Source organism: Actinoplanes sp. L3-i22 (assembly GCF_019704555.1).
GTDB lineage: Bacteria > Actinomycetota > Actinomycetes > Mycobacteriales > Micromonosporaceae > Actinoplanes.
Map to the genome: position 1 here is coordinate 325,297 of NZ_AP024745.1, position 23,371 is coordinate 348,667.

At 69.4% G+C, this 23,371-nt stretch carries 26 protein-coding genes and 1 tRNA gene; 11 read left to right on the forward strand and 16 right to left on the reverse strand.

The window, feature by feature from the left end; all coding sequences use genetic code 11:
* Position 1: 1 nt before the first annotated feature.
* The gene (locus L3i22_RS01475; protein WP_370644343.1) at positions 2–1,795 is read right to left on the reverse strand and encodes a metallophosphoesterase; all 1,794 of its coding nucleotides are present in this window, start codon (positions 1,793–1,795) and stop codon (positions 2–4) included.
* Between the two features lie 69 nt (positions 1,796–1,864).
* On the opposite strand from L3i22_RS01475, the gene L3i22_RS01480 reads away from it, so the two are divergent.
* A tRNA-Thr gene (locus L3i22_RS01480) sits at positions 1,865–1,938 on the forward strand.
* Between the two features lie 17 nt (positions 1,939–1,955).
* Here L3i22_RS01480 and L3i22_RS01485 read toward each other — a convergent pair.
* Positions 1,956–2,267 carry a LysR family transcriptional regulator gene (locus L3i22_RS01485; RefSeq protein ID WP_221325209.1) on the reverse strand — a complete coding sequence of 104 codons (312 nt, stop codon included), beginning with the start codon at positions 2,265–2,267 and terminating at the stop codon, positions 1,956–1,958.
* 1 nt (position 2,268) lies between these two features.
* On the reverse strand, positions 2,269–2,748 hold the full coding sequence (locus L3i22_RS01490; RefSeq protein WP_221325210.1) for a CGNR zinc finger domain-containing protein: 480 nt from the start codon (positions 2,746–2,748) through the stop codon (positions 2,269–2,271).
* Between the two features lie 109 nt (positions 2,749–2,857).
* Here L3i22_RS01490 and L3i22_RS01495 point away from each other — a divergent pair, with 109 nt between their 5' ends.
* Positions 2,858–3,532 carry a type 1 glutamine amidotransferase domain-containing protein gene (locus L3i22_RS01495; protein WP_221325211.1) on the forward strand — a complete coding sequence of 225 codons (675 nt, stop codon included), beginning with the start codon at positions 2,858–2,860 and terminating at the stop codon, positions 3,530–3,532.
* On the opposite strand, the gene L3i22_RS01500 is transcribed toward L3i22_RS01495, so the two are convergent.
* Positions 3,462–4,679, reverse strand: coding sequence for an MFS transporter (locus L3i22_RS01500; RefSeq protein ID WP_255657871.1), 1,218 nt, complete (start codon positions 4,677–4,679; stop codon positions 3,462–3,464). The two genes, L3i22_RS01495 and L3i22_RS01500, sit on opposite strands and share 71 nt — an antisense overlap.
* A gap of 39 nt (positions 4,680–4,718) precedes the next feature.
* Here L3i22_RS01500 and L3i22_RS01505 point away from each other — a divergent pair, with 39 nt between their 5' ends.
* Complete coding sequence (locus tag L3i22_RS01505; protein ID WP_255657872.1) at positions 4,719–5,879, forward strand: geranylgeranyl reductase family protein; 1,161 nt, start codon at positions 4,719–4,721, stop codon at positions 5,877–5,879.
* 10 nt (positions 5,880–5,889) lie between these two features.
* Here the strand turns inward: L3i22_RS01505 and L3i22_RS01510 are convergent, their stop codons facing one another.
* The 5 genes from L3i22_RS01510 to L3i22_RS01530 all read right to left on the reverse strand — a co-directional run bounded on the left by L3i22_RS01510 (position 5,890) and on the right by L3i22_RS01530 (position 8,683).
* Positions 5,890–6,408 carry a DUF6226 family protein gene (locus tag L3i22_RS01510; protein ID WP_255657873.1) on the reverse strand — a complete coding sequence of 173 codons (519 nt, stop codon included), beginning with the start codon at positions 6,406–6,408 and terminating at the stop codon, positions 5,890–5,892.
* 56 nt (positions 6,409–6,464) lie between these two features.
* On the reverse strand, positions 6,465–6,665 hold the full coding sequence (locus L3i22_RS01515; RefSeq protein WP_221325214.1) for a DUF397 domain-containing protein: 201 nt from the start codon (positions 6,663–6,665) through the stop codon (positions 6,465–6,467).
* A 200-nt stretch (positions 6,666–6,865) separates the two neighbouring features.
* A complete protein-coding gene (locus L3i22_RS01520) occupies positions 6,866–7,060 on the reverse strand; it encodes a DUF397 domain-containing protein (protein ID WP_221325215.1) in 195 nt (64 codons plus the stop codon).
* 61 nt (positions 7,061–7,121) lie between these two features.
* The gene (locus L3i22_RS01525) at positions 7,122–8,033 is read right to left on the reverse strand and encodes a helix-turn-helix transcriptional regulator (RefSeq protein WP_221325216.1); all 912 of its coding nucleotides are present in this window, start codon (positions 8,031–8,033) and stop codon (positions 7,122–7,124) included.
* Between the two features lie 203 nt (positions 8,034–8,236).
* Positions 8,237–8,683: a DUF6232 family protein gene (locus L3i22_RS01530; protein WP_221325217.1), complete on the reverse strand. Its 447-nt coding sequence runs from the start codon at positions 8,681–8,683 to the stop codon at positions 8,237–8,239.
* A gap of 411 nt (positions 8,684–9,094) precedes the next feature.
* Between L3i22_RS01530 and L3i22_RS01535 the strand changes: the two genes are divergently transcribed.
* Positions 9,095–9,559, forward strand: coding sequence for a DUF2231 domain-containing protein (locus L3i22_RS01535; protein ID WP_221325218.1), 465 nt, complete (start codon positions 9,095–9,097; stop codon positions 9,557–9,559).
* 25 nt (positions 9,560–9,584) lie between these two features.
* Here L3i22_RS01535 and L3i22_RS01540 read toward each other — a convergent pair whose 3' ends face one another.
* Both L3i22_RS01540 and L3i22_RS01545 read right to left on the reverse strand, forming a co-directional pair.
* Positions 9,585–10,469 (reverse strand): helix-turn-helix transcriptional regulator, encoded by an 885-nt coding sequence (locus L3i22_RS01540; protein WP_221325219.1) that lies wholly within the window; start codon positions 10,467–10,469, stop codon positions 9,585–9,587.
* A gap of 214 nt (positions 10,470–10,683) precedes the next feature.
* Positions 10,684–11,652, reverse strand: coding sequence for a LysR family transcriptional regulator (locus L3i22_RS01545; RefSeq protein ID WP_221325220.1), 969 nt, complete (start codon positions 11,650–11,652; stop codon positions 10,684–10,686).
* A 105-nt stretch (positions 11,653–11,757) separates the two neighbouring features.
* Here L3i22_RS01545 and L3i22_RS01550 point away from each other — a divergent pair, with 105 nt between their 5' ends.
* On the forward strand, positions 11,758–12,639 hold the full coding sequence (locus tag L3i22_RS01550) for an NAD(P)H-binding protein (protein ID WP_221325221.1): 882 nt from the start codon (positions 11,758–11,760) through the stop codon (positions 12,637–12,639).
* 70 nt (positions 12,640–12,709) lie between these two features.
* Here the strand turns inward: L3i22_RS01550 and L3i22_RS01555 are convergent, their stop codons facing one another.
* The 4 genes from L3i22_RS01555 to L3i22_RS01570 all read right to left on the reverse strand — a co-directional run bounded on the left by L3i22_RS01555 (position 12,710) and on the right by L3i22_RS01570 (position 16,963).
* Positions 12,710–14,056 carry an Ig-like domain-containing protein gene (locus L3i22_RS01555; RefSeq protein ID WP_221325222.1) on the reverse strand — a complete coding sequence of 449 codons (1,347 nt, stop codon included), beginning with the start codon at positions 14,054–14,056 and terminating at the stop codon, positions 12,710–12,712.
* A gap of 146 nt (positions 14,057–14,202) precedes the next feature.
* Positions 14,203–15,504: an MFS transporter gene (locus tag L3i22_RS01560; RefSeq protein WP_221325223.1), complete on the reverse strand. Its 1,302-nt coding sequence runs from the start codon at positions 15,502–15,504 to the stop codon at positions 14,203–14,205.
* A gap of 24 nt (positions 15,505–15,528) precedes the next feature.
* Positions 15,529–16,017, reverse strand: a complete 489-nt coding sequence (locus L3i22_RS01565) for an NUDIX domain-containing protein (RefSeq protein ID WP_221325224.1) — start codon at positions 16,015–16,017, stop codon at positions 15,529–15,531.
* 52 nt (positions 16,018–16,069) lie between these two features.
* Positions 16,070–16,963 carry a Ku protein gene (locus tag L3i22_RS01570; protein ID WP_221325225.1) on the reverse strand — a complete coding sequence of 298 codons (894 nt, stop codon included), beginning with the start codon at positions 16,961–16,963 and terminating at the stop codon, positions 16,070–16,072.
* 117 nt (positions 16,964–17,080) lie between these two features.
* Here L3i22_RS01570 and ligD (L3i22_RS01575) point away from each other — a divergent pair, with 117 nt between their 5' ends.
* The 6 genes from ligD (L3i22_RS01575) to L3i22_RS01600 all read left to right on the forward strand — a co-directional run bounded on the left by ligD (L3i22_RS01575) (position 17,081) and on the right by L3i22_RS01600 (position 21,574).
* On the forward strand, positions 17,081–17,995 hold the full coding sequence (gene ligD, locus L3i22_RS01575; protein WP_221329742.1) for a non-homologous end-joining DNA ligase: 915 nt from the start codon (positions 17,081–17,083) through the stop codon (positions 17,993–17,995).
* Positions 17,988–18,896, forward strand: coding sequence for a non-homologous end-joining DNA ligase (gene ligD / locus L3i22_RS01580; protein WP_221325226.1), 909 nt, complete (start codon positions 17,988–17,990; stop codon positions 18,894–18,896). Before ligD (L3i22_RS01575) ends, ligD (L3i22_RS01580) begins: the two co-directional genes overlap by 8 nt.
* 85 nt (positions 18,897–18,981) lie before the next feature.
* Entirely contained in the window at positions 18,982–20,130 is a 1,149-nt protein-coding gene (locus L3i22_RS01585; RefSeq protein WP_221325227.1) for an Ig-like domain-containing protein, read from the forward strand.
* Between the two features lie 31 nt (positions 20,131–20,161).
* Positions 20,162–20,650 carry a VanZ family protein gene (locus tag L3i22_RS01590; protein WP_221325228.1) on the forward strand — a complete coding sequence of 163 codons (489 nt, stop codon included), beginning with the start codon at positions 20,162–20,164 and terminating at the stop codon, positions 20,648–20,650.
* A 37-nt stretch (positions 20,651–20,687) separates the two neighbouring features.
* The gene (locus L3i22_RS01595; RefSeq protein WP_221325229.1) at positions 20,688–21,032 is read left to right on the forward strand and encodes a PadR family transcriptional regulator; all 345 of its coding nucleotides are present in this window, start codon (positions 20,688–20,690) and stop codon (positions 21,030–21,032) included.
* Positions 21,029–21,574, forward strand: a complete 546-nt coding sequence (locus L3i22_RS01600) for a DUF1700 domain-containing protein (RefSeq protein ID WP_221325230.1) — start codon at positions 21,029–21,031, stop codon at positions 21,572–21,574. Before L3i22_RS01595 ends, L3i22_RS01600 begins: the two co-directional genes overlap by 4 nt.
* Here L3i22_RS01600 and L3i22_RS01605 read toward each other — a convergent pair.
* Entirely contained in the window at positions 21,571–23,232 is a 1,662-nt protein-coding gene (locus tag L3i22_RS01605) for a DNA repair helicase XPB (RefSeq protein ID WP_221325231.1), read from the reverse strand. The genes L3i22_RS01600 and L3i22_RS01605 overlap by 4 nt on opposite strands.
* Positions 23,233–23,371: the final 139 nt, after the last annotated feature.

Genomic DNA, 23,371 nt, shown 5'->3' on the forward strand with positions numbered 1-23,371 from the left:
ATCACCAGGTCTGGGGTGGGCGGTCGACGAGGGTGATCGGTGGTTCGATGCGGTGGGCGGCCAGTGGCTTCTCCGGGCGGAGCCAGGGCGCGTGGGCCTCGCCGTCCGGGTCGGCGGACCACTGGTGGCAGATGCGGTCGACGCCGAGCGGATGGATCGTCAGGGTGCCGTCCGCGGCGATGTGCATCCGCAGGAAGCTTTTCGCGTCCTCGATGCCCTGCCCGGCGTACAGCTCGTTGTGGTTGACGTCGAAAGCGGCCGCGACCAGCAGATAAAGCGCAACCACCTGGGTGGCCAGCGCGGCGATCACCGGGCCGTAGAGGACCGCCGCGACGACGAACGACCCCGGCCACTGCCAGTCGTGGAACGGCAGGTGCAGCCAGACCCAGGCGCCGGCGGCGGCGAGGGCGATGTGGGCGATGCCGTGCGACAGGCCGATGATCCAGTGCCGGGCGTGTTTCGCCGACGCCGCGCCCGGCGGTTTCGCGAACAGGACCGTGCCGATCAGGATCAGCGCGACCATCAGCAGCAGCGGGATGCTGAACAGGCGTTTGATGTTGTCGGCCTGCCGGACCGCGCTGGACATCGGCAGCATGGTCAGGGTGTGGATGATGCCGAGCATGGTGGCGAACCCGGCGTTGCGCCGCGGCACCCGGTGGAAGACGCCCCAGCCCAGCTTGCGGGAGGCCGCCGCGTCCGGAAAGCGGGCCGCCAGCTGGTATTTCCGGCTGAGGCTGCGGCTGCGGGTCAGCGTCTCCTTCGGCGGCACGGTCAGTGTGTCCGGCAGGTTCTGCGTGCCGAGCAGGTAGGCCCCGCCCCCGCCGCAGGTGATCAGCTCCCGGTCCTCGCCGGTGTAGCGGGCGTAGTGGTGCAGGTCGCCGGAGACCAGCACCCGGACCTGCGCCTGGGTGGGGGCCAGGATGGTCCGGATGAAGTAGTCGACGGCGTCGTACACCTCGGGGTCGTCCTTCGCCTTGACCCAGGTCGGCGATGGGGTCATCAGGATGATCCGGTCGTCCGGCCCGACCTCGCGGGCGGCCTTCTCGAAGTAGAGCAGCTGCGGGTCGTCGATGTACGCCCCGAACTGCTCGTCGACCGCGAACAGCCACCAGTTCTGCGGCAGCTTGACGGCGAAGTACGACCGGCGCTGCTCGGTGCGCCAGCCGCCGATGTGACCGTCCTTGCGGCGCGCGAACAGGCGCAGGAACGCGGTCAGCCCGTCATACCAGTCATGGTTTCCCGGCAGTGCGAAGAGCGTGGGCCGCGGCTCCCCGGCCGGCGCCTCGGGCAGCGCCGCGCGGTACGGCCCCTTCATCCGGCTCTCGTAGCCGTCGCCACTGGCCAGCGGATAGACCTGATCGCCACCCATCAGCAGCAGCCGCCCGCGGGGCAGGGCCGCGCCGTCGACCGTCAGCGACGGCTGGGCCAGCAGCCAGGCGATCGAATACGTCGCGTCGAAGCCGTCGCCCAGGTCGGCGACGTAGTCCAGCCAGAGCTCGCCGTCGGCGGTCCGCGAATGGTCGAAGTAGTCGTCGTCCAGCGCGTTCTGCAGCTCGCGCTTGTCCATGTACGCCCCGAAGAGGATCGCCAGCAGCGCGCGCAGCCCGGTGCTCAGCAGCAGGAGCGGCGCGAGCCAGCCGATCGGCTGCTTCCGGGTGAAGCCGAGCTCCTGCGGATCGAGGCTGGTGGGCCGGGTCGGCATGGTGTGTTCCGCCCCTGAGTAGCCGACCGGGGCAATGACAGGCTTCGTTTGATCGTCCGTCACAAAAGGCACACTAGTGCCGAGGTGTGACATCGGCACTCCCGCCGAGTCCGTCCCCCGCCGTCCAGGGGGTCCGGGGGTGTCGTACACTTAGTCACCGTTGCCGCCTTAGCTCAGTCGGCTAGAGCGACGCACTCGTAATGCGTAGGTCGACGGTTCGATTCCGTCAGGCGGCTCCGTGTGAAGCCCCAGGTCAAACGGCCTGGGGCTTCAGCTTTTCCAGGGCCGGGAAGCCAGCCGGGCATCGCCCGTCGCAGGCGGCGGCGCTGCGGATCGATGCGGCCGTCTCGAGGGCGGCCCGTGCCACGTCCAACGCATTCACCCCGGCCTTGGTCAACGCCACATGATGCCGGCTGCGCTCGAACAACGGCTGACCCAACTCCCGCTCCAGCGCCTGAACCGTCCGGGACACCGCCGACTGCGCGATCCGCAACCGGAAAGCGGCCCGGGAGAAGCTGCGCTCCTCGGCCACCGCAACGAACGCGTGCAGGTGACGTAACTCCACGTCAGGAAGCCTTTCGCCGGTTCCGGTAGGCGCGCATGGACGCCTGGGACGAGCAGGCCGGGCTGCAGTAGAGCCCGGCCGTGTTGCGGGTCTTGTCGAAGAATCCGCGATGGCAGCCGTCGTTCTTGCAGACCTTCAGCCGGGGCCAGGCCCCCCGGTACCCGAGCTCGGCGGCCGCCCCGAGCACCCGTGCGAACAGGCCGAACGCGCCGTCGTGGACCGGCTCCAGGGTGCTGCCGGCCGCGCCGATCACCGGGACGAGCGGGTAGCGCACGGCGACCCGGTGCAGGTACGCCTCGGCGGCCGGGACCGCGCCCGGGTCGAGCGAGCAGCCGGAATGCTCCCGCAGCAGGGTGACCAGGCTGTCCCGCAGTTCCGCGGCGGCGGCGAGATCGGAGCCGGCGAGCGACGGCGGCGGGTCGTTGACGAACGACAGCACCAGGTCACTGGCCGCGCAGGTCGACGGTGAGCATTCCTCCATGCAGCGAGCATAGCCAACACGCTAATAACCAGGATGCCCAGAAAGCATAACGAGGTTGGGAGCTAAGCCAATACGGTCATCACATCACCCCAACCGCAAGGAGCAACTGATGACCCAGAAAGTCCTGCTCGTCCTCTCCGGCGCCCGCTTCTGGACCCAGAAGGACGGCGTCCAGCGCCCCACCGGCTTCTGGGCCGAGGAGTTCACCACGCCGTACCGGGCGCTCACCGGGGCCGGCGTCGAAGTCACGATCGCGACACCCGGCGGACGGGTCCCGGTCGCGGACGTGGTCAGCCTCGATGACGAGCAGAAGGCGTACCTCAAGGAAATTGATCTGGAAAATCCGGCTCGGCTCGACGCGGTCGACCCGGGGGACTTCGACGCCGTGCTGATCCCCGGTGGGCACGGGCCGATGCAGGATCTCGCGGTCGACCCGGACATCGCCCGGATCCTGGAGGCGATGGTGCCGGACGAGTCGAAGACGGTCGTCGCGCTCTGCCACGGGGTCGCCGCGTTCCTGCCGGCCGGTGCCCCGGACGGTGGCTGGCTGTTCCGTGGCCGCCGGATCAACTCGTTCACCGACGTCGAGGAGGAGCAGGTCGGGCTGGCCGCGAACGCTCCCTGGCTGCTGGAGTCGCGGCTGCGCGCGGCCGGTGCGGCGTACGAGAGCGGCCCGGTCTTCGGTTCCTACGTCGTCGTCGACGGCAACCTGATCACCGGCCAGAATCCGCAGTCGGCGGGAGCGGCCGCGGAGGCGCTGCTGAAAGCACTGGCAGCGGCTTGAGCGCGGACGACAGCAGGACCGAGAGGATCAGGAGGACGCCGACCGCGAGCAGCCCGCGCGCCACGGTGACGTGGTCGCCGAGGAAGCCGATCAGCGGCGGTCCGCCGAGGAACGCCACGTAACCGACCGAAGCCACCACGCTGACCCGGGGCGCTGCCTTGGCGGGGTCGTCGGCGGCCGCGCTCATCCCGACCGGGAAGCCGAGCGAGGCGCCGACGCCCCAGAGCAGTGCCCCGGCGAAGGCCGCGGCCGGGTGCGAGCCGAACGAGAAGAGCAGTAGGCCGCCCAGGCTGATCACGGCGAGTGCCCGGACCACCGGGACGCGGCCGTGCCGGTCCAGCAGGCCGGGGCCGTACCAGCGGCCGACCGTCATCGCGGCCAGGAACACGGCGAACGCGAGCGTGCCGACCGACGCCGAGGTGCCGTAGTCATCGATCATGGAGACGCTGATCCAGTCGATGCCGGCGCCCTCGGTGAACGCGAAGGCCAGCACGAACACCCCGATCAGCAGGGTCCGGGGCTCCCGCCAGAAGGCCAGGGTCTCGCGAAAGCCGGACTCTTCGGAAAATTCAGAATCCGGACCAAATTTTTGTACGGCGATGGCCACCACCACCGCCGACGCCACAATCATGATCACCATGTGCACGGTGACCGAGATCCCCACCGCCACCGCACCGGCCCCGATCAGCGCCCCGGCCACCGTGCCCACGCTGTACCCGGCGTGGAACCGCGGCATGATCGCCCGTCCGAGCCGCTGCTCCACGACCGCGCCCTGCACGTTCATCGCCACGTCCCACGCGCCGGTCGCGAAGCCGTAGACGTAGAGGCCGACCACCACCGGCGCCACCCCGAACCGGTAGCCGACGCCGACCGCGCTCAGCGCCACCCCGAGCAGCAGGGCCATCACGGTCACCGTCCGCCGGGAGCCGAACCGCCCGACGATGTGCCCGGCCAGCGGCAGTGACGTGATCGAGCCGACCGCGGTGGCCAGCAGCACCAGCCCGAGCCGGGACGGGCTGAGCCCGAGCGAGTCGCGGATCTGCGGGATCCGGGCCGCGAAGCTGGCCATCGCGACGCCCAGGAAGATGAAGGCGAGATAGACCGCGCGGGTGGCCGCGGGCAGATCGCGGTCGCTGGTGGTGATCACCGACAGGACGGTACCGGGCGGCTGTCTAGACTTCAGGCCGTGCTGGTGGAACCGGATTGGGACGTCGCGGTGATCGGGGCGGGCCCGGCCGGGCTGGCGGCCGCGGTCGCCGCCGCGTCGGCGGGCGCGCGGGTCGTGGTGCTGGAGCGGGCCGAGCACCCGCGGTACAAGACGTGCGGCGGTGGCCTGCTCGGCAGCTCGCTGCGGCTGAGCGAGGAGCACCTGCCGGCGGTCCCGGTGCGGGACACGATCTCCAGTCTGACCTTCACCCTGGACGGGCGCCGGGAGTTCACCCGCAGCTCGGAGCGGCCGCTGCTGGCGCTGGTCCGGCGGGACGACTTCGACCTCGCCTGGTGCGCGGCGGCGGCGAAGGCCGGCGCGGTCATCCGGCCGAATACCCAGGTCCGCGCGCTGGCGCAGGACGAGCACGGGGTCACCGTGACGCTGAACGACGGCGCGACGGTGACCGCGCGGGTGGCGATCGGCGCGGACGGTTCGGCCGGCATCACCAGCCGCCACGTCGGCGTCGTCTTCGAGCAGCAGGACCTCGGGCTGGAGGTCGAACTCGCGGCCACCGCGGCGGATCAGGAGCGCTGGCGCGGACGGGTGCTGCTGGACTGGGGCCCGCACCCCGGGTCCTACGGGTGGTTGTTCCCGAAAGAGGACCAGTTGACCGTCGGCGTGATCATGGCCAAGGGCCGGGGCGCCGACACCAAGCGCTACCTGCACGATCTCGTCGAGCGCCTGGGCCTGTCCGGCCGCACCGTGCTGCACGACTCCGGCCACCTGACCCGCTGCCGCGCCGCGGGCTCACCGCTGCGTAGGGGCCGGGTGCTGGTCGCCGGCGACGCCGCGGGCCTGCTCGAGCCGTGGACCAGGGAGGGCATCAGCTATGCGCTCCGGTCCGGCCTGTGGGCGGGCCAGGTCGCCGCGGAAGATCAAGACCTTTCGGCGTACGACGTGCAGGTCGCCGCCGAGCTCGAACCCGAGATGATCGCCGGCCGCCGGCTGCTCGGCGTCTTCGCGGGCCATCCGTCGATCGTGCACACCGCGATGTCCAGCCCGCTCGGCTGGCGGGCGTTCAGCGGTTTCTGCCGCGGCGACTTCTCGATGGCCGGCGCCCTGGGCCGCCCGACCGTGAAGGCCGCGCTGCGCCTGCTCGGCAGCCGGTCGGTGCGGGTCCAACCGGCTGCCGGCTAGCGGGTAGGGATCAGGAACGCACCTGCCACGGCCCCCATTGCACCGGTGCGGCGAAACCGTCGCGCCGGGCCTCGCGGGCGCCGGCCGCGGAGAGGGGTCCTTCCCGATCGGCCTGGACCCCCACACCGATCAGTCGGGCCTCGAACCACGATCCGCTCAGGCCGCGCCGCACTCGTTCCCACAGACCGCCCTCGACCAGGGCGCACGTGTGGCAGCGCAGTTGCGCGGAGAGCTGTTCGGGGTCCTCGGCACAGGTGTCGCACCCGCACTGCGGCAGGTTCTCCAGCCACCACCGGCCGAAACGCAGGTGCAGGCCGGTGGCGGTGAACCGGACTTCCAGCGGCGCGGCCGCCGGGGTACGGGGGATGAGCCGGACGGTCCGCGCGAGTGCCTCGTCGTGCCCGAGCGGTTCCTTGCTCTCCCGGCGCTCCACCTGGTAGCGCTCGGTGAGCTCGTCCAGCAGGGTGTCGGCCGCCTCGTGCAGGGTGGCGAAGCGGTCCGGATCGGTGGCGTGCTGACGGCCGTCCACCAGAGCAGTATGCCGCGCTCGGCCCGCGGCACCCGGACGCTCCGGTGGGATCGGATTCACGCGTGGCCGAATTCGTCGGACTTGACTCCGGCCAGGAAGTTCTCCCAGGCCTCCCGGTCGAAGGCCAGGGGTGCGCCGTCGGGATTCTTCGAGTCCCGGATCAGGTAGCGATCCTCGACCTGGGCGACCTCGACGCACGCGCCGGTGGAGCAGCGTTTGCTCCGACGCCAGTGGTTTGCCTCGTTCGCTTTGATCATGTCTGTACACCTCCGTGGTAGTTCGAATACCACGGTAAGTGATTGGAACAGATACGGAAGGTCACCGGCATGAATGAAAAAGAAGGGACGCCACATATCTCACGAATTGTGAGTTATGCGGCGTAGATTGTGACTGGAATATGTACTTTGCGTATTTTTGAGCGACCCGCTCCAGGCTGGAGCGGGTCGCCCGCAAGTCTTCAGAAGCGGAACTCGCCCGCGGTCACGCCCTCGACGAACGCTTCCCATTCCGCCTTCGTGAAGGACAGGGCGGCGGCCTCGGGATTCTTCGAGTCACGGATCATGTAGGTTTCGTCGATCTTCGCGACCTCGACGCAGGTCGACGTGCCGCAGCGGCTGCTCTTCCGCCATGCGGGCGCGTTCATGTTCTCCATTTGGGGACTCTCCACGGTCTTGTTGCCGCACCCTTTCTTCTCGGGGTCCGACGGGAAACGGTTATCTGTGCACCCGGGGGAAACGGTGCTGTTCACCGTTTTCCAGGATGGCTATCTCGTGTCGGATGAAGGCGATCGTGTCTTCTTCGTCCGCGGCTTCGTGCCAGACCTTGTCGAACCGCGCGCGATGTTTCGCGGTGGCTTCTCGGTCCTCGATCATCTCGTCGCCGAGACCGGTCTCGCGGTACAGCACTTCCCCCTCGCCGAAGGCGAGCAGGTCGAAACTGGCGTTGTTGGTGACCGCCGCGTCGAGGCGGAACGGGACCATCCGCATACGAATGGTGCCGTTGGCGGCGAGCCCGGCCAGATCGCCGAGCTGCTCGGCGAAGACCTCCGGACCGCCGATGGTGCGTAGCAGGACCGACTCGTCCACCATCACCTGGATCTCCGCCTGCCCGGACGCGGCCCGCGGCAGCAGCGCCTCCCGGCGCAGCCTGCGAGCCTCTATGCGCCGGCTGATCTGCTCGGCGCTCAGCTCGTCGACGAACCGGGACATCAGGGCGGAGGCGTAACCGGGCGTCTGCAAATGGCCCGGCACGTAATAGATCGAATACGAGCGGAGCTCGCTGGACTCGTTCTCGTACTCCACGAGTTTGCGGGTCGCGTCGGTGAGGTTCTCCCGGAACGCGGGAGTCTGGTACCACGCCTGACGTCGTTGGATCCGCGCGATCCGGGTGTCCGCGACCAGGGAGTTGACCTGATCCCGGTCCCGCACGCCCAGGAGGCTCAGCAGTGGCCGCAAGTCATTCGGGGAGATCGACACGTCGCCGTTCTCGATCCGGATGACCTTGCTGAGTGACCACTCCATCTCCTCGGCGACATGGAGTTGGGTGAAATCGGCCCGCTCCCGCCATTCGCGGAGCACGAGCCGCACGCGTCGGCGCGCGACAGTGGGTGAGTCACCCTCAGCCATGGGACCTTCATCGTTGAAGTAGTCGAACCGAGTCTGCGGTGGAGCCCTGATCACTAGTCACTTTGCTACCTCGCTGACTGCCAGTTGGCACTCAGCGAGGTCGCGGACATCCTAGTACTGTCCTATCAGAACGAGACGTAGCGGGTGGAGTTTTGGTTCGATTCCCCCGTGTCACCCGTTCGGAAAAATGCTGTCCTACCTGGTCAGGCCGCAGCGAGTCCGTAACCCCAGGGAGTACGGCGACCGTCTTCCATGGCTCGGCGCAGCGCCCGGCCGACCTGGTTGAAAACCCGGACATCGGTGGACGAGTAGAGCACGACGGCGGCGCCCTGGTACTGCGCGTGGAGTTCCCAGCGGCGTGGCTCGCGCCAGAAATAGGCGAGGATCGGGCCGGTGATCGCGAGAAGACCGACTACGTAGAGTGTCGGATGCGCCAGCAGGGTCCACGCGCCGGCGAGGGCCAGCAGCACGCCGGCGGCGATGTGCGGAGCGTATGGGCGGGTCCGCGCGGGGGACTGCACCAGCCCGACGTGGCGGAGCTCCGCGATGGCGAAGATCAATGTCTCCGGGGTGGTGCGCCACGTGAACAGAGCGTCGGTGACCTCGGCGTCCGATCCGATGTAGTAGGTGCGTGTGCCGCGTGTGCTCATGGCGCACTCCTTCTCGCGTTACCTTGCGAGGGGGAGACGGCCGGGGCCACCATTGGCGCGTAGAACCAACCCCGCCTCGCTCGTGCAGCACTGGAACTTCTCGCGATGGGAACGTCGGACAGGTACGAGGTGCTGGAGAGAGCGGACAACGGCACCCGTTTGCCGCCGGGTGCCGTTGTGGTGTCTCTCCCTCCAACTCCGCCCTTGGTGCTCTACGCTCAGTGAAGCACGCCACGTATCCCTCCGCCACAGGGCAGACTGCCATGTTGCAGATTACGGGGAACCAGGCGACGGACGGAGCGTGTGGCGCCCGGCACGGGCGATGGCGTTTCATCGCCGGAAGGACCGGGCAAGCCAACCGAGGAAGCCGCGACAAACCTGTATTTACGCAGGTAGGAAGGGCGAATCCGGATGGAGAGCCGTTTGAGTGTGGCGGGGCAGACCGTACAACCGGTGCTGGTCATGTTCCCGCTGGGCCTGTTCGCAATGGCCGTTTTGTTCGATCTTGCCGATTTGCTCGGCGGGCCTACGATCCTTGGCGCGCTGGCCTACTGGAACATCGCCGCCGGACTGGTCGTCGGCGTGCTGGTCGCGGTGGCCGGTGCGGTCGACGTGCTGTTCCTGCGCCGCCCCCAGGCCCGTCGGCTGGGCGCGCTGCGCACCCTGATCAATATCGGCGTGCTGGTCGCCTTCGCGGTGATCATGATGATCCGCGTGCGGGCCCCGGAGCGGGTGGCCGGCGTGGGCCTGTTCCTGATCGAGGTGCTCGCACTCGGCCTGGCCGGCTTCGGCGCCTGGTTCGCCGGGCAGCTCGCCAACGGCCACACCCCGGCCTTCGCCCGGGCTGCCGCGAGCGCCGGAGTCCGCGAGTACTGACGCCCGCGGTTGTCGGCAGCGGCCGTCAGAAGTGGCCGTTGGGGTTCTGGATCTGGCGGTCGATGAAGGCGAGCGTCCGCTCCTCGTCGGCGACCTCGCTCCAGACCTTGTCGTACCGGGCGCCGTGCTTCGCGGTCGCGTCCCGATCCTCGATCATCTCGTCGCCGAGGCCGGTCTCCCGGTAGAGCACCTCGCCCTCGCCGAGGACGAGCAGGTCGAAGCTGGCGTTGTTGGTGACCGAGGCGTCCATCGCGAACGGCACCATCCGCATCGTGATGGTGCCGGTGGTGATCAGGCGGCGCAGCTCCCGTAGCTGGTCGACGTAGACCGTGGTGCCGCCGATGGTGCGCCGCAGGACCGACTCGTCCAGCATCACCAGGATCCGCACGTGACCGGCCTCGGCCCGTTCGAGCAGTGACTCGCGGCGCAGCCGGCGGGCCTCGATGCGCCGGTCGATCTGGTCGGCGGTGAGCTCGTCCTCGAACCGGGTCATCAGGGCCTTCGCGTACTCCGACGTCTGCAGCGGGCCGGGCACGTAGTACACCGAGTACGACCGGATCTGGGACGCCTCGTGCTCGTACTCGATCAGCTTGCGGGTGGCGTCGGTCAGGTTCTCCCGGAACTCGGGGTTCTGGAACCAGAGCTTGCGCTGCCGGGTACGGGCGATCCGGGTGTCCGCGATCAGCGCGTTGACCTGCTCCTTGTCCCGGATACCGAGCATGCCGAGCAGCGGCCGCAGGTCGTTCTGCGAGATGGAGACGTCGCCGTTCTCGATCCGGATGACCTTGCTGAGCGACCACTCCATCTCCTCGGCGACCTGCGCCTGGGTCAGGTCGGCCCGCTCGCGCGCCTCGCGCAGCGCGAGCCGGACGCGCCGGCGTGCGACGGTCGGTGAATCGCCCTCAGGCATGGAACCTTCATCGGTTGAGATCGTCGGGTTTCCCGGGCAGGCGGGCGCCCACAAGGGTCTACCCCTAATTACTGTCCTATCAGAACAGCTAACGCAAGCGCACGGTAGTGACAACCGCACGCCGAGTGCGGTTGATCATCCCTGCCCGGACTACCGGCTCGCTCCAGAAATGGAACAGGCACCCGGTTGCCGCCGGGTGCCGAACTGCTCCCCGCTACGCATCCGCCCGCGTAGCGCCGTAATCCAAGTCAAGCACGCTAATTGGCTGTCCGCCAGCAGACAGAGTGCCATGCTGCAGGTTGCCTGGCGGCTGATCTCCCCCGGACGGGTGAGCCGAGGCGGCCACCGCGCTACAGACCCGGACGAAAGCCGCGACCGCGGGGGAGCGGCTGTCCTGCGGCCAGGCCACCATCAGGGTGCTCGGCGCGAGGTCGCGCACCGGGCGGTAGGCGATCGTCGGCCGCTGGTGCCGGTGGGTCACCGACACCGGGACGAACAGCACCATGGTGCCGATCTCGATCAGGTTGAAGATCTGCGACAGGTCGAGCTGGCGGCCCGGCGGCGCGCCGACGGTGTCCTCCCGGTCGGCCGGCGCGCCGTTCGGCAGCGCGCGGCCGGCGAAATCGGCCAGGCCCAGCTCGGTGTGCGCGGCGAGCGGATCGTTCGCCGCGAGCGCGGCCACCCGGGGCTCGGTGAGCAGCGGCTCGGTGTCCAGGCCGCGCTCGTCGAACGGGCGGGGCATCAGCGCCACGTCGGCCCGGCCGGCGCGCATCGCCGTCACCTGCTCGCCCCGGCCGCCGAGCAGCACCTCGACCGGGAGCGCGGCCGGATCCCGCCGGAACTCCTCGAGGATCCGGGGCAGCAGGCCGGCGTCGAAGTCCGCCTTGAGTGCCACCCGCAGCATCGGTTGCGGCCGCCCGGCGTTGCGGGCCCGGCTCGCGGCGGCCTCGACCGCGTCCAGCGCGATCCGGGCGTCGTGCAGCAGGGTCTCGCCGGCCGGGGTCAGCGTGACCTGGCGGGTGGTGCGCTCCAGCAGGGCGACGCCGAGCTGGCGCTCCAGCTCCTTGATCGCGCGGGAGAGCGGGGGCTGGGCCATGCCGAGACGCTCGGCGGCGCGACCGAAGTGCAGCTCCTCGGCGACGGCGACGAAGTACCGGAACTGGCGCACCTCCACGTCACTCATACCGCCACGGTATCAATGCTGCCCGGATCGGTCCTTCACGGTCGGGCGGGCTGCGGGTTGACTAATGAGCAAGTAGCCCGTACGGGAAATTTGGGGTAAATCGTAATGATCGTTGTCACCGCGCCCACCAGCAACATCGGCTCGCAGCTCCTCGACCGCCTGATCGCCGCCGACGCCGAGGTCCGGGTGATCGCCCGCGATCCCGGGCGGATGCGCCCGGAGGTGCGCGACCGCGTCGACGTCGTGACCGGCTCGCACGGCGACGCGGACGTCGTGAACGCCGCGTTCGCCGGCGCCGAGTCGGTCTTCTGGCTGGCCCCGCCGAACGACCGGGCGGACAACCTGCGCAGCGTCTACCTGGACTTCCTGGAGCCGGCGCTGGCCGCGTTCGGCAAGCAGGGGGTGTCCCGGGTGGTCGGCGTCTCCGCGCTCGGCCGTGGCACGCCGATGGCGGCCCACGCCGGGCACGTCACGCTGTCGCTGGAGATGGACGACCGGATCGCGGCGAGCGGCGTCGCCTATCGGGCGCTGACCATGCCGTCCTTCATGGACAATCTGCTCAACCAGGCCGGACCGCTGCGGAACGGGATGTTCTTCTCGGCGATCCCCGGTGATCTGAAAGTGCCGACGTGCGCGACCGCGGACATCGCCGCGGTGGCCGCGCGGGTCCTGCTCGAGCCGGACTGGACCGGCTTCGCCGAGGTGCCGGTGCTCGGGCCGGCGGACCTGTCGAACGAGGACCAGGCTCGCATCCTGTCCGAGGTGCTCGGGCGGCCGATCCGGTTCCAGCACGTGCCGGTCGACGCGTTCCGGGACAACCTGATCGCCAACGCCGGGATGTCCGAGGCGGTCGCGACCGGGATGGCCGAGATGATGGCGGCCAAGGCGGCCGGCCTGGACAACGCCGAGCCGCGCACGCCGGCCGGCACCACGCCGACCACGTTCCGTCACTGGTGCGAGACGGTGCTGGTCCCGGCTCTGGCCTGACCGAAAAGCGCCGGGCCCGTGGTGGGCCCGGCGCCATTCACAACCTTTCAAACCCTGCTTCGGTACGACGTCAGCGGTGCCAGACCCGGGTGGGCACGGCGACCACGTTGCCGGCTCGGTCGTACGCCCGAATGGCGATCTTGATCGTCTTGCCGTATTTCGCGGTGTTGATCGAGAACGCGTAGCCGGCCTTGGTGTCGGTGGCGACCACCTTGCCGTTGACCAGCAGTTGCACCTTGGCGATGCCGTTCTTGTCGGCCGCCTTGGCGCCGATCTTGACGGTGCCCTTGACCTTGGCGCCGTTCTTCGGGCCGGACGAGACCGTCAGCGTGGGCTTGGTGTTGTCCACGATGACGTTCTGGTAGACGATGGTCTGGTTGCTGAAGCCGTCCTCGACGAACCACTTGAGGATCTGCCGGCCGTCCTTGCCGAGTTTGAACTTGCCGGTGAACGGCGCTTCCTGATCGAGACCGGTCAGGCCGTGGATCGGGATGACGTTCCACACCCCGACCTCGTCGGCGAGCACGACCGAGGCGTTCACGCTGGTGCCGCGGACCAGGGTGCCGTTGGCCGGAGTGTTCGAGACCAGGGTCGGCGCGTCGGCGTCGACCCGCAGCTGGAACGGCGTGACGGAGCCGTGGCCGTTCCGGTCCCACGCCTTGATCACGACGTCGAGGGTGTCGCTGGACTCGCCGAAGTCGTAGTTGAGCGTCTCCGCGGAGGAGGCCAGGACCCCGTCCACCCACCACTCGACCCGGTCCACGCCGGACGGGTCGGAGAACCGCGCGTCGAGCGTGTGCCGCCCGTGCCAGGTGATCCGGTCGACGTCGACCGACGGGCCGGCGTTGTCGACGGTGAAGTGACCGTAGGTCGTGGTGATGTTGCCACCCCGGTCGATCACCTGGAGCGTGACCACCGAGGTCACCGGGGACCCGGCGGTGTCCCAGGTCAGCTGCCACGGGGCGGCGGTCGCCCGGCTGATCTCGGTGCCGGCCCGGGAGAGGACCACGGCCGCGACGTCGTCGGACTGCGGCGTGGCGGTGATCGTGGTGGTGTCGTGCACGAGCCCGCCGACCGGCGTGAACGTGGCGGTCGGCGCGACGAAGTCGGTGTGCACCTTGGTGGTCAGGTCGGTGTGCACGTTCGGCGCGGTGTAGAACTCCACCGTGACCTCGGCGTCGGTGTCGTCGGCGACGCCGGTGAAGTTGGCCATGACGCCCGTGTCACGCGCCCGGTCGGCGGTGGTGAAGTACGGGTAGGCGCCGTTGACCAGCGTCCGGACGGCGAGGATGTCGTCGCCGAACGTGGGCTTGAAGTAGACGGAGCGGCCCAGCGGCTGCCCCTCGGTGAGGCCGGTCGAGTTGGCGACCGCCTCGGTGGTGTCGGCCAGCGCCGGCATGCCACCCATGAGAATCATCGAACTGGAAAGTGCCGCGATCGCGGCAGCACGAAGCGTCTTCAACGCCGCATCCCCCATGCTGGTGCCAATGTGGACACGATACGACGGGTGATCAAGAGCGTCGATCAGCTTTTCAGCCGCAGGATTGCCAGGCCGGCGGCTTTTCAGGCGGAGGCGGCCCGGGCGTCGGCGGTCGCGGCCCACTCGGCGTCGGCCGCCTCCTTGAGCGCCACGCCGTGCTCGCCGTCGTAGCGGACGAACTTGGGCAGCGCCGCCGCCAGTGCCAGGCTGCCGGCCACGCACAGGGCGCCGCCGACCCAGATCGCCCCGCCGACGCCGAGCGACGTACGGGCCATCAGGCCGGAGCGGAGCTGACCCAGCAGCGGGCCGGTGGTGTACGACAGCATCTCGATCCCGCCCAGCCGCCCGCGCAGGTGATCGGGGATGGTCTGGTTCCAGATGATCATGCGGAACAGGCCGGAGACCATGTCCGCGGCGCCCGCGAAGGCCAGGCAGAACAGGGTCAGCCAGAGCATGTGGGAGAGGCCGACGCCGATGATGCCGACGCCCCAGAACGCGGCCGCGATGATCACCATCAGGCCGTGCCGGTGCACCCGCTGGGTCCAGCCGGAGCCGACCGTGGCCAGCAGCGAGCCAACCGCCGGGGCGGCGTAGAGCAGGCCGAGCACCTGCGGACCGCCGAGCCGCTCGGCCAGGAACGGGTAGAGCGCGGACGGCATGCCGAAGAACATCGCGTTGATGTCGACCAGGTAGGTGCCGAGCAGTTCGGGCCGGGACTTCGCGTACTTCAGCCCGGTGACCACGCTGTTCAGCGACGGACGGTCGGCGGCCGGGGGCGGCGGGACCGCCTTGACCATGGTCAGGAAGACCAGCGAGACCGCGAAGGTGAGCAGGTCGAACAGGTAGACCCAGTGCAGGTCGAGCGAGGCGATCAGCAGGCCGGCCAGGGACGGGCCGATCAGCTGGGAGAACTGCATGCTCAGCGAGGACAGGGCCATCGCGGCCGGCAGCTCCTCCGAGCGCACCAGCCGGGGCAGCATCGCGCTCATCGCCGGCCGTTGCAGGCCGGCGACCGCCGCGGTGAGGAACGCGCAGACGTAGAGCAACCACAGGTGCGGCTCGTCGGAGAGCGAGTTGAGCAGCAGCAGCCCGCAGATCAGCGCGAGCGCCGCCTCGCTGCCCCGGACCAGCAGCCGCCGGTCCACGTAGTCGGCGAGCGCGCCACCGACGAACGCCATGATCAGGATCGGGGCCAGCTCGCAGACCCCGATCAGGCCGACCATCAGCGGATCGTCGGTCAGCTTCGCCACCTGGTACGGAATGGTGACGTAACTGATGAACGACCCGAAACTGGTCACCGCGCCGCTGAGGAAGACGAGCCGGAAATCCCGGGAGGTGCGTAACGGGGTGAGATCCACGCTCAGTCGGCGTTTGCGGTCAGACATGATCAGCCATCCTGCCGAACCCGGTTACTTCATCACCAGGCGGCCGGTTGTGTTGAAGATCTCCAGGTCGGCCAGCGCCTCGTCGATCACGAACGACTTGCCGCCGGGCAGCTCGTCCAGCGGGAACCAGCCGGCGTCCACGCTCTCGTCGGTGACCCGGAGCAGCTCACCCTCCCAGGTGTGCACCACGAACGTCATCAGCACCTGCTGGTACGTGTGCCCGTAGTCGTTGGTGTACGTGTACGCCGTGTAGAACGCGTACGGCGTCAGCGAGGTCGCCCGCAGCCCGGTCTCCTCCCAGAGCTCCCGGATCGCGCAGTCCGCCATGCTCTCGCCGAGCTCCATCGCCCCGGCCGGGATCGCCCAGCGGTGATTGTCCGAGCGCTGGATGAGCAGGATCCGGCCCTGCTCGTCGAGCACCAGGGTGCGCGCGCCGACGAAGAAGATCGTGTCGGTGTCGCCGACACTCGCGCGCACCTTGCCCAGGTACGACTCAGCCCATGTCAATGCCACTGAACCACCCCGCGGGGGAAGACCCGAGAAAAACCCATGGGGGGAAGACTACTTACGCGGACTTCTTCGCGGCCTTCGTCGCACGTGGCGTGGCTTTTTTCGCTGGAGTGGCCTTCTTCACGGCCTTCTTGACCGGCTTTTCCGGCTTCGCCTCGGCCTCCGCCTCGCCGCGCGCCTTCTTGGCCCGCTCGACCGACGCCTTCAGCGCCGCCATCAGGTCGATCGCCGCCGGCGCGGCCTCCTCGGCCTCCTCCGGCTGGACCACCTCGCGGCCCTCGACCTTGGCGTCGATGACCTCCTGGAGCGCCGACCGGTAGTTGTCGGTGAACTCGTCCGGCTGGAAGTCGGCGGCCATCGAGTCGATCAGCGAGCTCGCCATGGCGAGCTCGGCCGGCCGGGTCTCGATGTCCTCGTCGAGGAAGCCGAACTCCGGGGTACGCACCTCGTCCGGCCAGAGCATGGTGTTGAGGACCAGCACGTCGTCCCGGACCCGCAGGGTGGCCAGCTGCTCCCGCTGCCGGATGGCGATCTTGACGATGGCCACCCGGTCGGCGTCCCGCAGGGCGTCGCGGAGCAGCACGTACGGCTTCGTCGCCTGCCCGTCCGGCTCCAGGTAATACGCCTTGGCGAACAGGATCGGGTCGATCTGCTCGGCCGGCACGAATTCCAGCACGTCAATGGCGCGGGACGTGCTCAACGGAAGATCGGCGAAATCCTCATCCGTCAAGATCACCATTTCGCCGCCACCGATGTCGTATCCCTTGGCGATGTCGTCGAAACTGACCACCTCGCCGTCGACCGAGCAGGTGCGCTGGTATTTGATCCGGCCCCCGTCGGTGCGATGGACCTGGTGAAAGCGGATGTCCTTCTCCTCGGTCGCGGAGAACAGCCGCACGGCGATCGACACCAGGCCGAACGAGACCGCACCTTTCCAGATCGCTCGCATGATCAGCTCCCAAGACGGTCGTCACGGCACTCGATCAGGATGGCATCACTGGGACGCCTGCGTAAGGTGAATGCTTTTGCCTATGGTGATCGGGTGACAGATACTCCGCTGTCCCCGATGCTCGCGACCGCGGGCGAGCTGCCCGTGGGCGCGGACTGGAGCTACGAGTTCAAGTGGGACGGGGTTCGCGTTCTCGCACTGTTCAGCGGGGGCGCGCCGCAGTTGTTCGCGCGCTCCGGCGCGGTGGTGACCGCGGCCTACCCGGAGATCGCCGACCTGCACCTGCCCGAGGGCACCCTGCTCGACGGCGAGATGGTCTGCTTCGACGCGGACGGGCGCCCCTCGTTCACCGCCCTGGCGGAGCGGATGCACGTACGGGAAAAAAGCCGTGCCGCGCGCCTGGCCGCCGCCCTCCCCGCCACCTATCTGATCTTTGACCTGCTCTTTCTCGACGGCATCGACTACACCGGGCTGCCCTACCTGGCCCGCCGCGAGCGCCTGGAGGAGCTCGGGCTGGCCGGGCCGCGCTGGATGGTGCCGCCGTCGTTCGGCGACGGCGCGGCCACCGCGGCCGCCGCCCGGGAGAACCGGCTCGAGGGCGTGATGGCCAAGCGCTCCGACTCGGTCTACCTGGCCGGGCGCCGCTCCCCGGACTGGATCAAGGTCAAGTTCGACCGCACCGGCGACTACGTGATCGGCGGCTGGCGCCCCGGCGTGCGCAAGCTCGGCGGGCTGCTGATCGGCGTGCCCACCCCCGACGGCCTGGCCTTTCGCGGGCGGGTCGGCGGCGGGATCGGCGCGGTCGCGGAGAAGGACCTGCTCTCGCGGCTGGCGCCGCTCGCCGCTCAGGATTCGCCGTTCGCTTCCGGCGCGGTGCCACGCGCGGATGCGAAAGGCGCCCATTGGGTACGACCGGAGCTCGTCGCCGAGATCCGCTACGGCAACCAGACACCCGACCGCCGGCTCCGGTTCCCGCGTTTCCTGCGGCTCCGCGACGACAAGATGCCGGAAGAGTGCACCGACGATGCCTGACCGATTCGTGGTGCACCTGGAGGGCCGGGACCTGGAGCTGTCCAACCTGGACAAGCTGATGTTCCCGGCGGCCGGGTTCACCAAGGGCGAGGTGATCGACTACTACACCCGGATCGCCCCGGTCCTGCTGCCGCACCTGCGGGACCGCCCGGTGACCCGGATCCGCTACCCGAACGGCGTCGACGGCGTGCACTTCTTCGAGAAGAACAAGCCCGGCGGCACCCCGGGCTGGGTGCGCCTGGCGACGCTGCCGGTCCCCGGCTCCACGAAGAGCCGGGAGACCATCGACTTCGTCGTCGTCGACGAGCTGCCCACGCTCGTCTGGCTGGCCAACCTCGCGGCGATCGAGCTGCACACCCCGCAGTGGCGGATCGGGGCCGACCCGGACCTGCTCGTCGTCGACCTGGACCCGGGGGCGCCGGCCGGGCTGCGGGAGTGCGGCGCGGTGGCGGTGCTGATGCGTGATCGGCTCGCCGAGGACGGGATCACGGCGTACCCGAAGACCTCGGGAAAGAAGGGGATGCAGCTCTGCTGCCCGCTCGCCGGCACGCAGAACGCCGAGGTCGTGGCCGGTTACGCCAAGCGGATCGCCGAGGAGCTGGCCCGGCTGGTGCCCGGCTCGATCACCGCGAAGATGGCCAAGCAGCTGCGCCCCGGCAAGATCTTCATCGACTGGAGTCAGAACAACGCGGCGAAGACGACGGTGACGCCGTACTCGTTGCGGGCCGGCGCCGCGCCGACCGCCTCGACCCCGCTGACCTGGGCCGAGACCGAGGCGATGGCGACCGGCGAGATCGAGGCCCGCCAGTTCACCCCGGCCGAGGTCCTGACCCGCGTCGAAACCCACGGCGACCTGCTCGCCGACCTGCGCGAACCCGGCCCACCCGTGCCACATTTGTGACCTTGTATGCATCCACTTCGGATCGACGACGTCGAGCCGGGGCCCTATCGTGACCGAGACTGGTTCTCGGCATGGGGGATGCACCGTGAGAACGCTCCGCACCGCCGCGATCGCGGCACTGTCCGTTCTGTTGACGCTCGCCACCGGCACACCGGCCTTCGCCGACGAGCCGGCCGACACGACACCGCCCGAGATCTACTCCACCGGCCTGGTCGAGGGCCAGTTGCTGGGCCTGTTCGGCCACTTCACCCCGACCTTCGCCGACGACGTCACCTCCGTGACCACGGACGTCGGCGGAAAGACCCGGAGTCTGAACGCCGCCTGGGTGCGCGAGCATGGGATCGGCGCCTGGCTGTACTCATCGCGCAACGACACCGACGTCGACATCACCGTCCGGGTCTACGACAAGGCCTTCAACCACAGCGAGCTGACCACCCGGGTGCACATGGAGCTCATCGCACCCACCGCGGTCGTCACGCCGCTGAGCGGGGTCGTGCACGACACCACCACGATCAACGTCACGACCCAGGACACCGACGTCGCCGAGGTGACCCTGGAATGGAACAACCAGGTGTACAGCCGCGCCACGTCCGCGCCGTGGACGCTGACCTGGGACACCTCGACGTTTCCCCGGACGTTTCCGCATCTCGGCGGGCCGTTCGTGCGGGTGAGCGACAAACCCGGCAACTTCACCGTCTACTCGGGTGACTACACGGTCGACAACGTCGGTCCCGAGGTCACGGTCGGCCGGATCACCTCGGGCGGGCGGCACCGGTTCGGCGCCACGTTCACCGACGAATCCGGCGTGGATCACGTCGAGTGGTGGATCAACGGCGCCCTGGTCTCCACCGCGGCGACCGTCGAGTACGGCTTCGGGCGGTCCCGCCCGCTGGACGTCGTGATCAAGGCCTGGGACCGGAACGGCCACGGCTCCACCACGCCGGTCACGCTGCAGGTCGACGCGGACGCACCGACGCTGGCGATCAGCTCCGGACCGAGGAACGGGGCCAAGGTCAAGGGCATCGTCAAGATCGGCGCCAAGGCGGCCGACAAGAACGGCGTCGCCGAGGTGCAGCTGCTGATCAACGGCAAGGTGGTGGCCACCGACACCAGGGCCGGTTACGCCTTCTCGATCAACACCAAGAACTACCCCAAGAAATTCAAGGTCCAACTGCGGGCGTACGACCGGGTCGGCAACGAGGTCGTCACCAGCGCCCGCACCTGGCACCGCTGACCGCTGGCGCTCGTCTGGTTGGCTGGCGGGCGTGCTGGACTCGGGGGTCGTCTGGGCGGTGGTGAGTCAGCCGCGGCTGCTGGTGCTGCTCGGGCTGACCGTGCTGGTGGCCGGGCCGATCGGGGTGCGGATCAGTCCGGGGCGGAGACGGCTCGGGGTGCTGTTCGTGCTGACGCTCGGGGCGGTGCTGGCGGCGACCGTCACGACCGGGGAGTTTCGGCCGTCATGGGGTGGGATGCGTTCCTATCTGGACGGGTTCGCTCACCCTGCGTACGTAATCGGGGGTTTTGGTAGTAGCCGCGAGAAAATCGCGAACCTCGGCCTGTTCCTGCCTCTGGGTTTTCTGGCCGCCCGGCTCTGGCCGCGGCCGCTCGCCGTGCTCGCCGCCCTGGCCGCGCTGACCTTCGGCATCGAGCTCTGGCAGGCGCTGATCGGCCGCGGCGGGGATGCCGTCGACGTCCTGCACAACACCGTCGGCGCCCTGGTCGGAGTGGGTGTCGCGCGGCTCTGGAAGCGGTAGATGGAAGTACCTTGCGCCGCAAGGTACTCTGTCGTGCATGGCAGAAGGAGCGCAGTTGGCCTCCGGGCTCCGCCGCGGGACTCTGGAGTTCTGTGTGCTCGCGATGGTGGAGTTCGAGGATCGCTACGGCACCGAGCTCGTCCGGCGGCTCGCCGAGGAGCAGACGCTCGCGGCGACCGAGGGCACGATCTATCCGTTGCTGTCCCGGCTGCGCCGTGGCGGCATGTTGGACAGCAAGTGGGCCGAGTCGCCGAGCGGCCCGCCCCGGCGCTACTACAGCCTCACCCCGGCCGGGCGGTCCGCGCTCGCGCACTTCCGCGCCGAATGGGTGTCGTTCCGTCAGACCGTCGACCGTCTCGTGGGAACCGGTGAGATCGCATGAAGCCCAGCCAGCCCGACCTGGTCGGGGAGTACCTGCACGAGGTGGACCTGCGCCTGAGCGGCCTGCCGCTGCTGCAGCGCCGGGAGTTGCTGGCCGACCTGGCCGCGCACATCGCCACCGAGCGGACCGAGCGGAACGTGCGGAGCGAGGAGCAGCTGATCGAGATCCTCGAGCGGCTGGGCAGCCCGGAGGTGGTGGCCGCGGCGGCCTATGAGGAGGCCGGCGCGCCGCGGATGGCCGCGACGCCGCCATCGGCAGCGCCCTATGCGCCGCCGTTCGCCGCCATGCCGCCGCCGCCCGACTCGCCGTTCGGCGCGCAGCAGCCGTTCAGTTCGCCGCCGCCCCCGCCGCCCCCGCCGCCCGCGAAGCCGGCCCGCGGGCCCCGCATCGGCCTCGTGCTCGTCGTGGTGCTGGGGATCGTCGGCTTCCTGATCTTCATCTGCGGCTTCTTCGCGCTGAGCCGGAGCAGCAACGAGCCGCCGCAGCCGGCCGAGGCGCCGGCCGCCCCGACCGCCCCGGCCGCACCGTCGGCGACGCCCTAGTCCACCTGCGGGATGGGCGGGCCGAGCACGTCGTCCGCGTCCACGATCTTGTATGCGTACCCCTGCTCGGCCAGGAACCGCTGCCGGTGCGCGGCGTACTCGGTGTCGATGGTGTCCCGGGACACCACGGTGTAGAAGTGCGCCTGCCGCCCGTCGCCCTTGGGCCGCAGCACCCGGCCGAGCCGCTGCGCCTCCTCCTGCCGGGAGCCGAACGTGCCGGAGACCTGGATCGCCACCGCCGCCTCGGGCAGGTCGATGGAGAAGTTCCCGACCTTCGACAGCACCAGGGTCTTCAGCTCACCGGAGCGGAACGCGTCGAACAGCCGCTCCCGCTCCTTGTTCGTGGTGGAGCCCTCGACGATCGGGGCGTCCAGGTACTCGCCGAGGGTGTGCAACTGGTCCAGGAAGCCGCCGATGACCAGCACCTGCTCGTTCGGATGCTTCTCGACCAGCGCTTTCACGACCGGCAATTTGGTACGGGCGGTGGCCGCCATCCGGTACCGCTCCTCGGCCTCGGCGACCGCGTACGACATCCGCTCCGCCTCGGTCAGGGTGACCCGGACCTCGACGCACTCCGCCGGCGCGATCCAGCCCTGCGCCTCGATGTCCTTCCACGGCGCGTCGTAGCGCTTCGGGCCGATCAGCGAGAAGACGTCGCCCTCGCGGCCGTCCTCCCGGACCAGGGTCGCGGTCAGGCCGAGCCGCCGGCGGGCCTGCAGGTCCGCGGTGAACCGGAAGATCGGCGCCGGCAGCAGGTGCACCTCGTCGTAGATGACCAGGCCCCAGTCCCGTGCGCCGAACAGGTCCAGGTGGGTGAACGCGCCACCCCGGCGGGACGTCAGCACCTGGTACGTCGCGATGGTGACCGGGCGGATCTCCTTGCGCTCGCCGCTGTACTCCCCGATCTCCTCCTCGGTCAGCGACGTGCGCGCGATCAGCTCCCGCTTCCACTGCCGCCCGGCGACCGTGTTCGTCACCAGGATCAGCGTGGTCGCCTTGGCGGTCGCCATCGCGGCCGCGCCGACCAGGGTCTTGCCCGCGCCGCAGGGGAGCACCACCACGCCGGAGCCGCCGGCCCAGAAGCCGTCGACCGCCTCCTGCTGGTACGACCGCAGCGTCCAGCCGTCCTCGGCCAGGCTGATCTCGTGCGCCTCGCCGTCCACGTACCCGGCCAGGTCCTCGGCCGGCCAGCCGAGCTTGAGCAGGGCCTGCTTGAGCCGGCCGCGCTCGGAGCCGTGCACCGCGATGTTCTCGTCGTCGATCCGCGCGCCGAGCATGCCGGCCAGCTTCTTCGACTTCGACACCTCGAGCAGCACGATCTTGTCGAGCCCGCGCAGGACCAGCCCGTGCACCGGGTCGTTGACCAGCTGGAGCCGGCCGTACCGATCCATCGTCTCGGCGACGTCGACCAGCAGCGCGTGCGGCACCGGGTAGCGGGAGAACTTGAGCAGCGAGTCGACCACGCTCTCCGCGTCGTGCCCGGCGGCCCGCGAGTTCCACAGGCCGAGCGGGGTCAGCCGGTACGTGTGCACGTGCTCCGGCGACCGCTCCAGCTCGGCGAACGGCGCGATCGCCATCCGGCAGGCCTGCGCGTCCGGGTGATCGACTTCGAGTAGCAGGGTCTTGTCCGACTGCACGATCAGTGGTCCGTTGGTCACGCGTATGTCCTTCACTGAACGGGCGGATGGGCAGGTGTTTTGTCCGGTCCGAGGTCGAGAAGCCAACCATTCAGTGTGCCACGGTTTACTCGTCGGTGGCGGCCGCGGTGATCCGGTGCCGAGCTCACTCCTCGGTGAC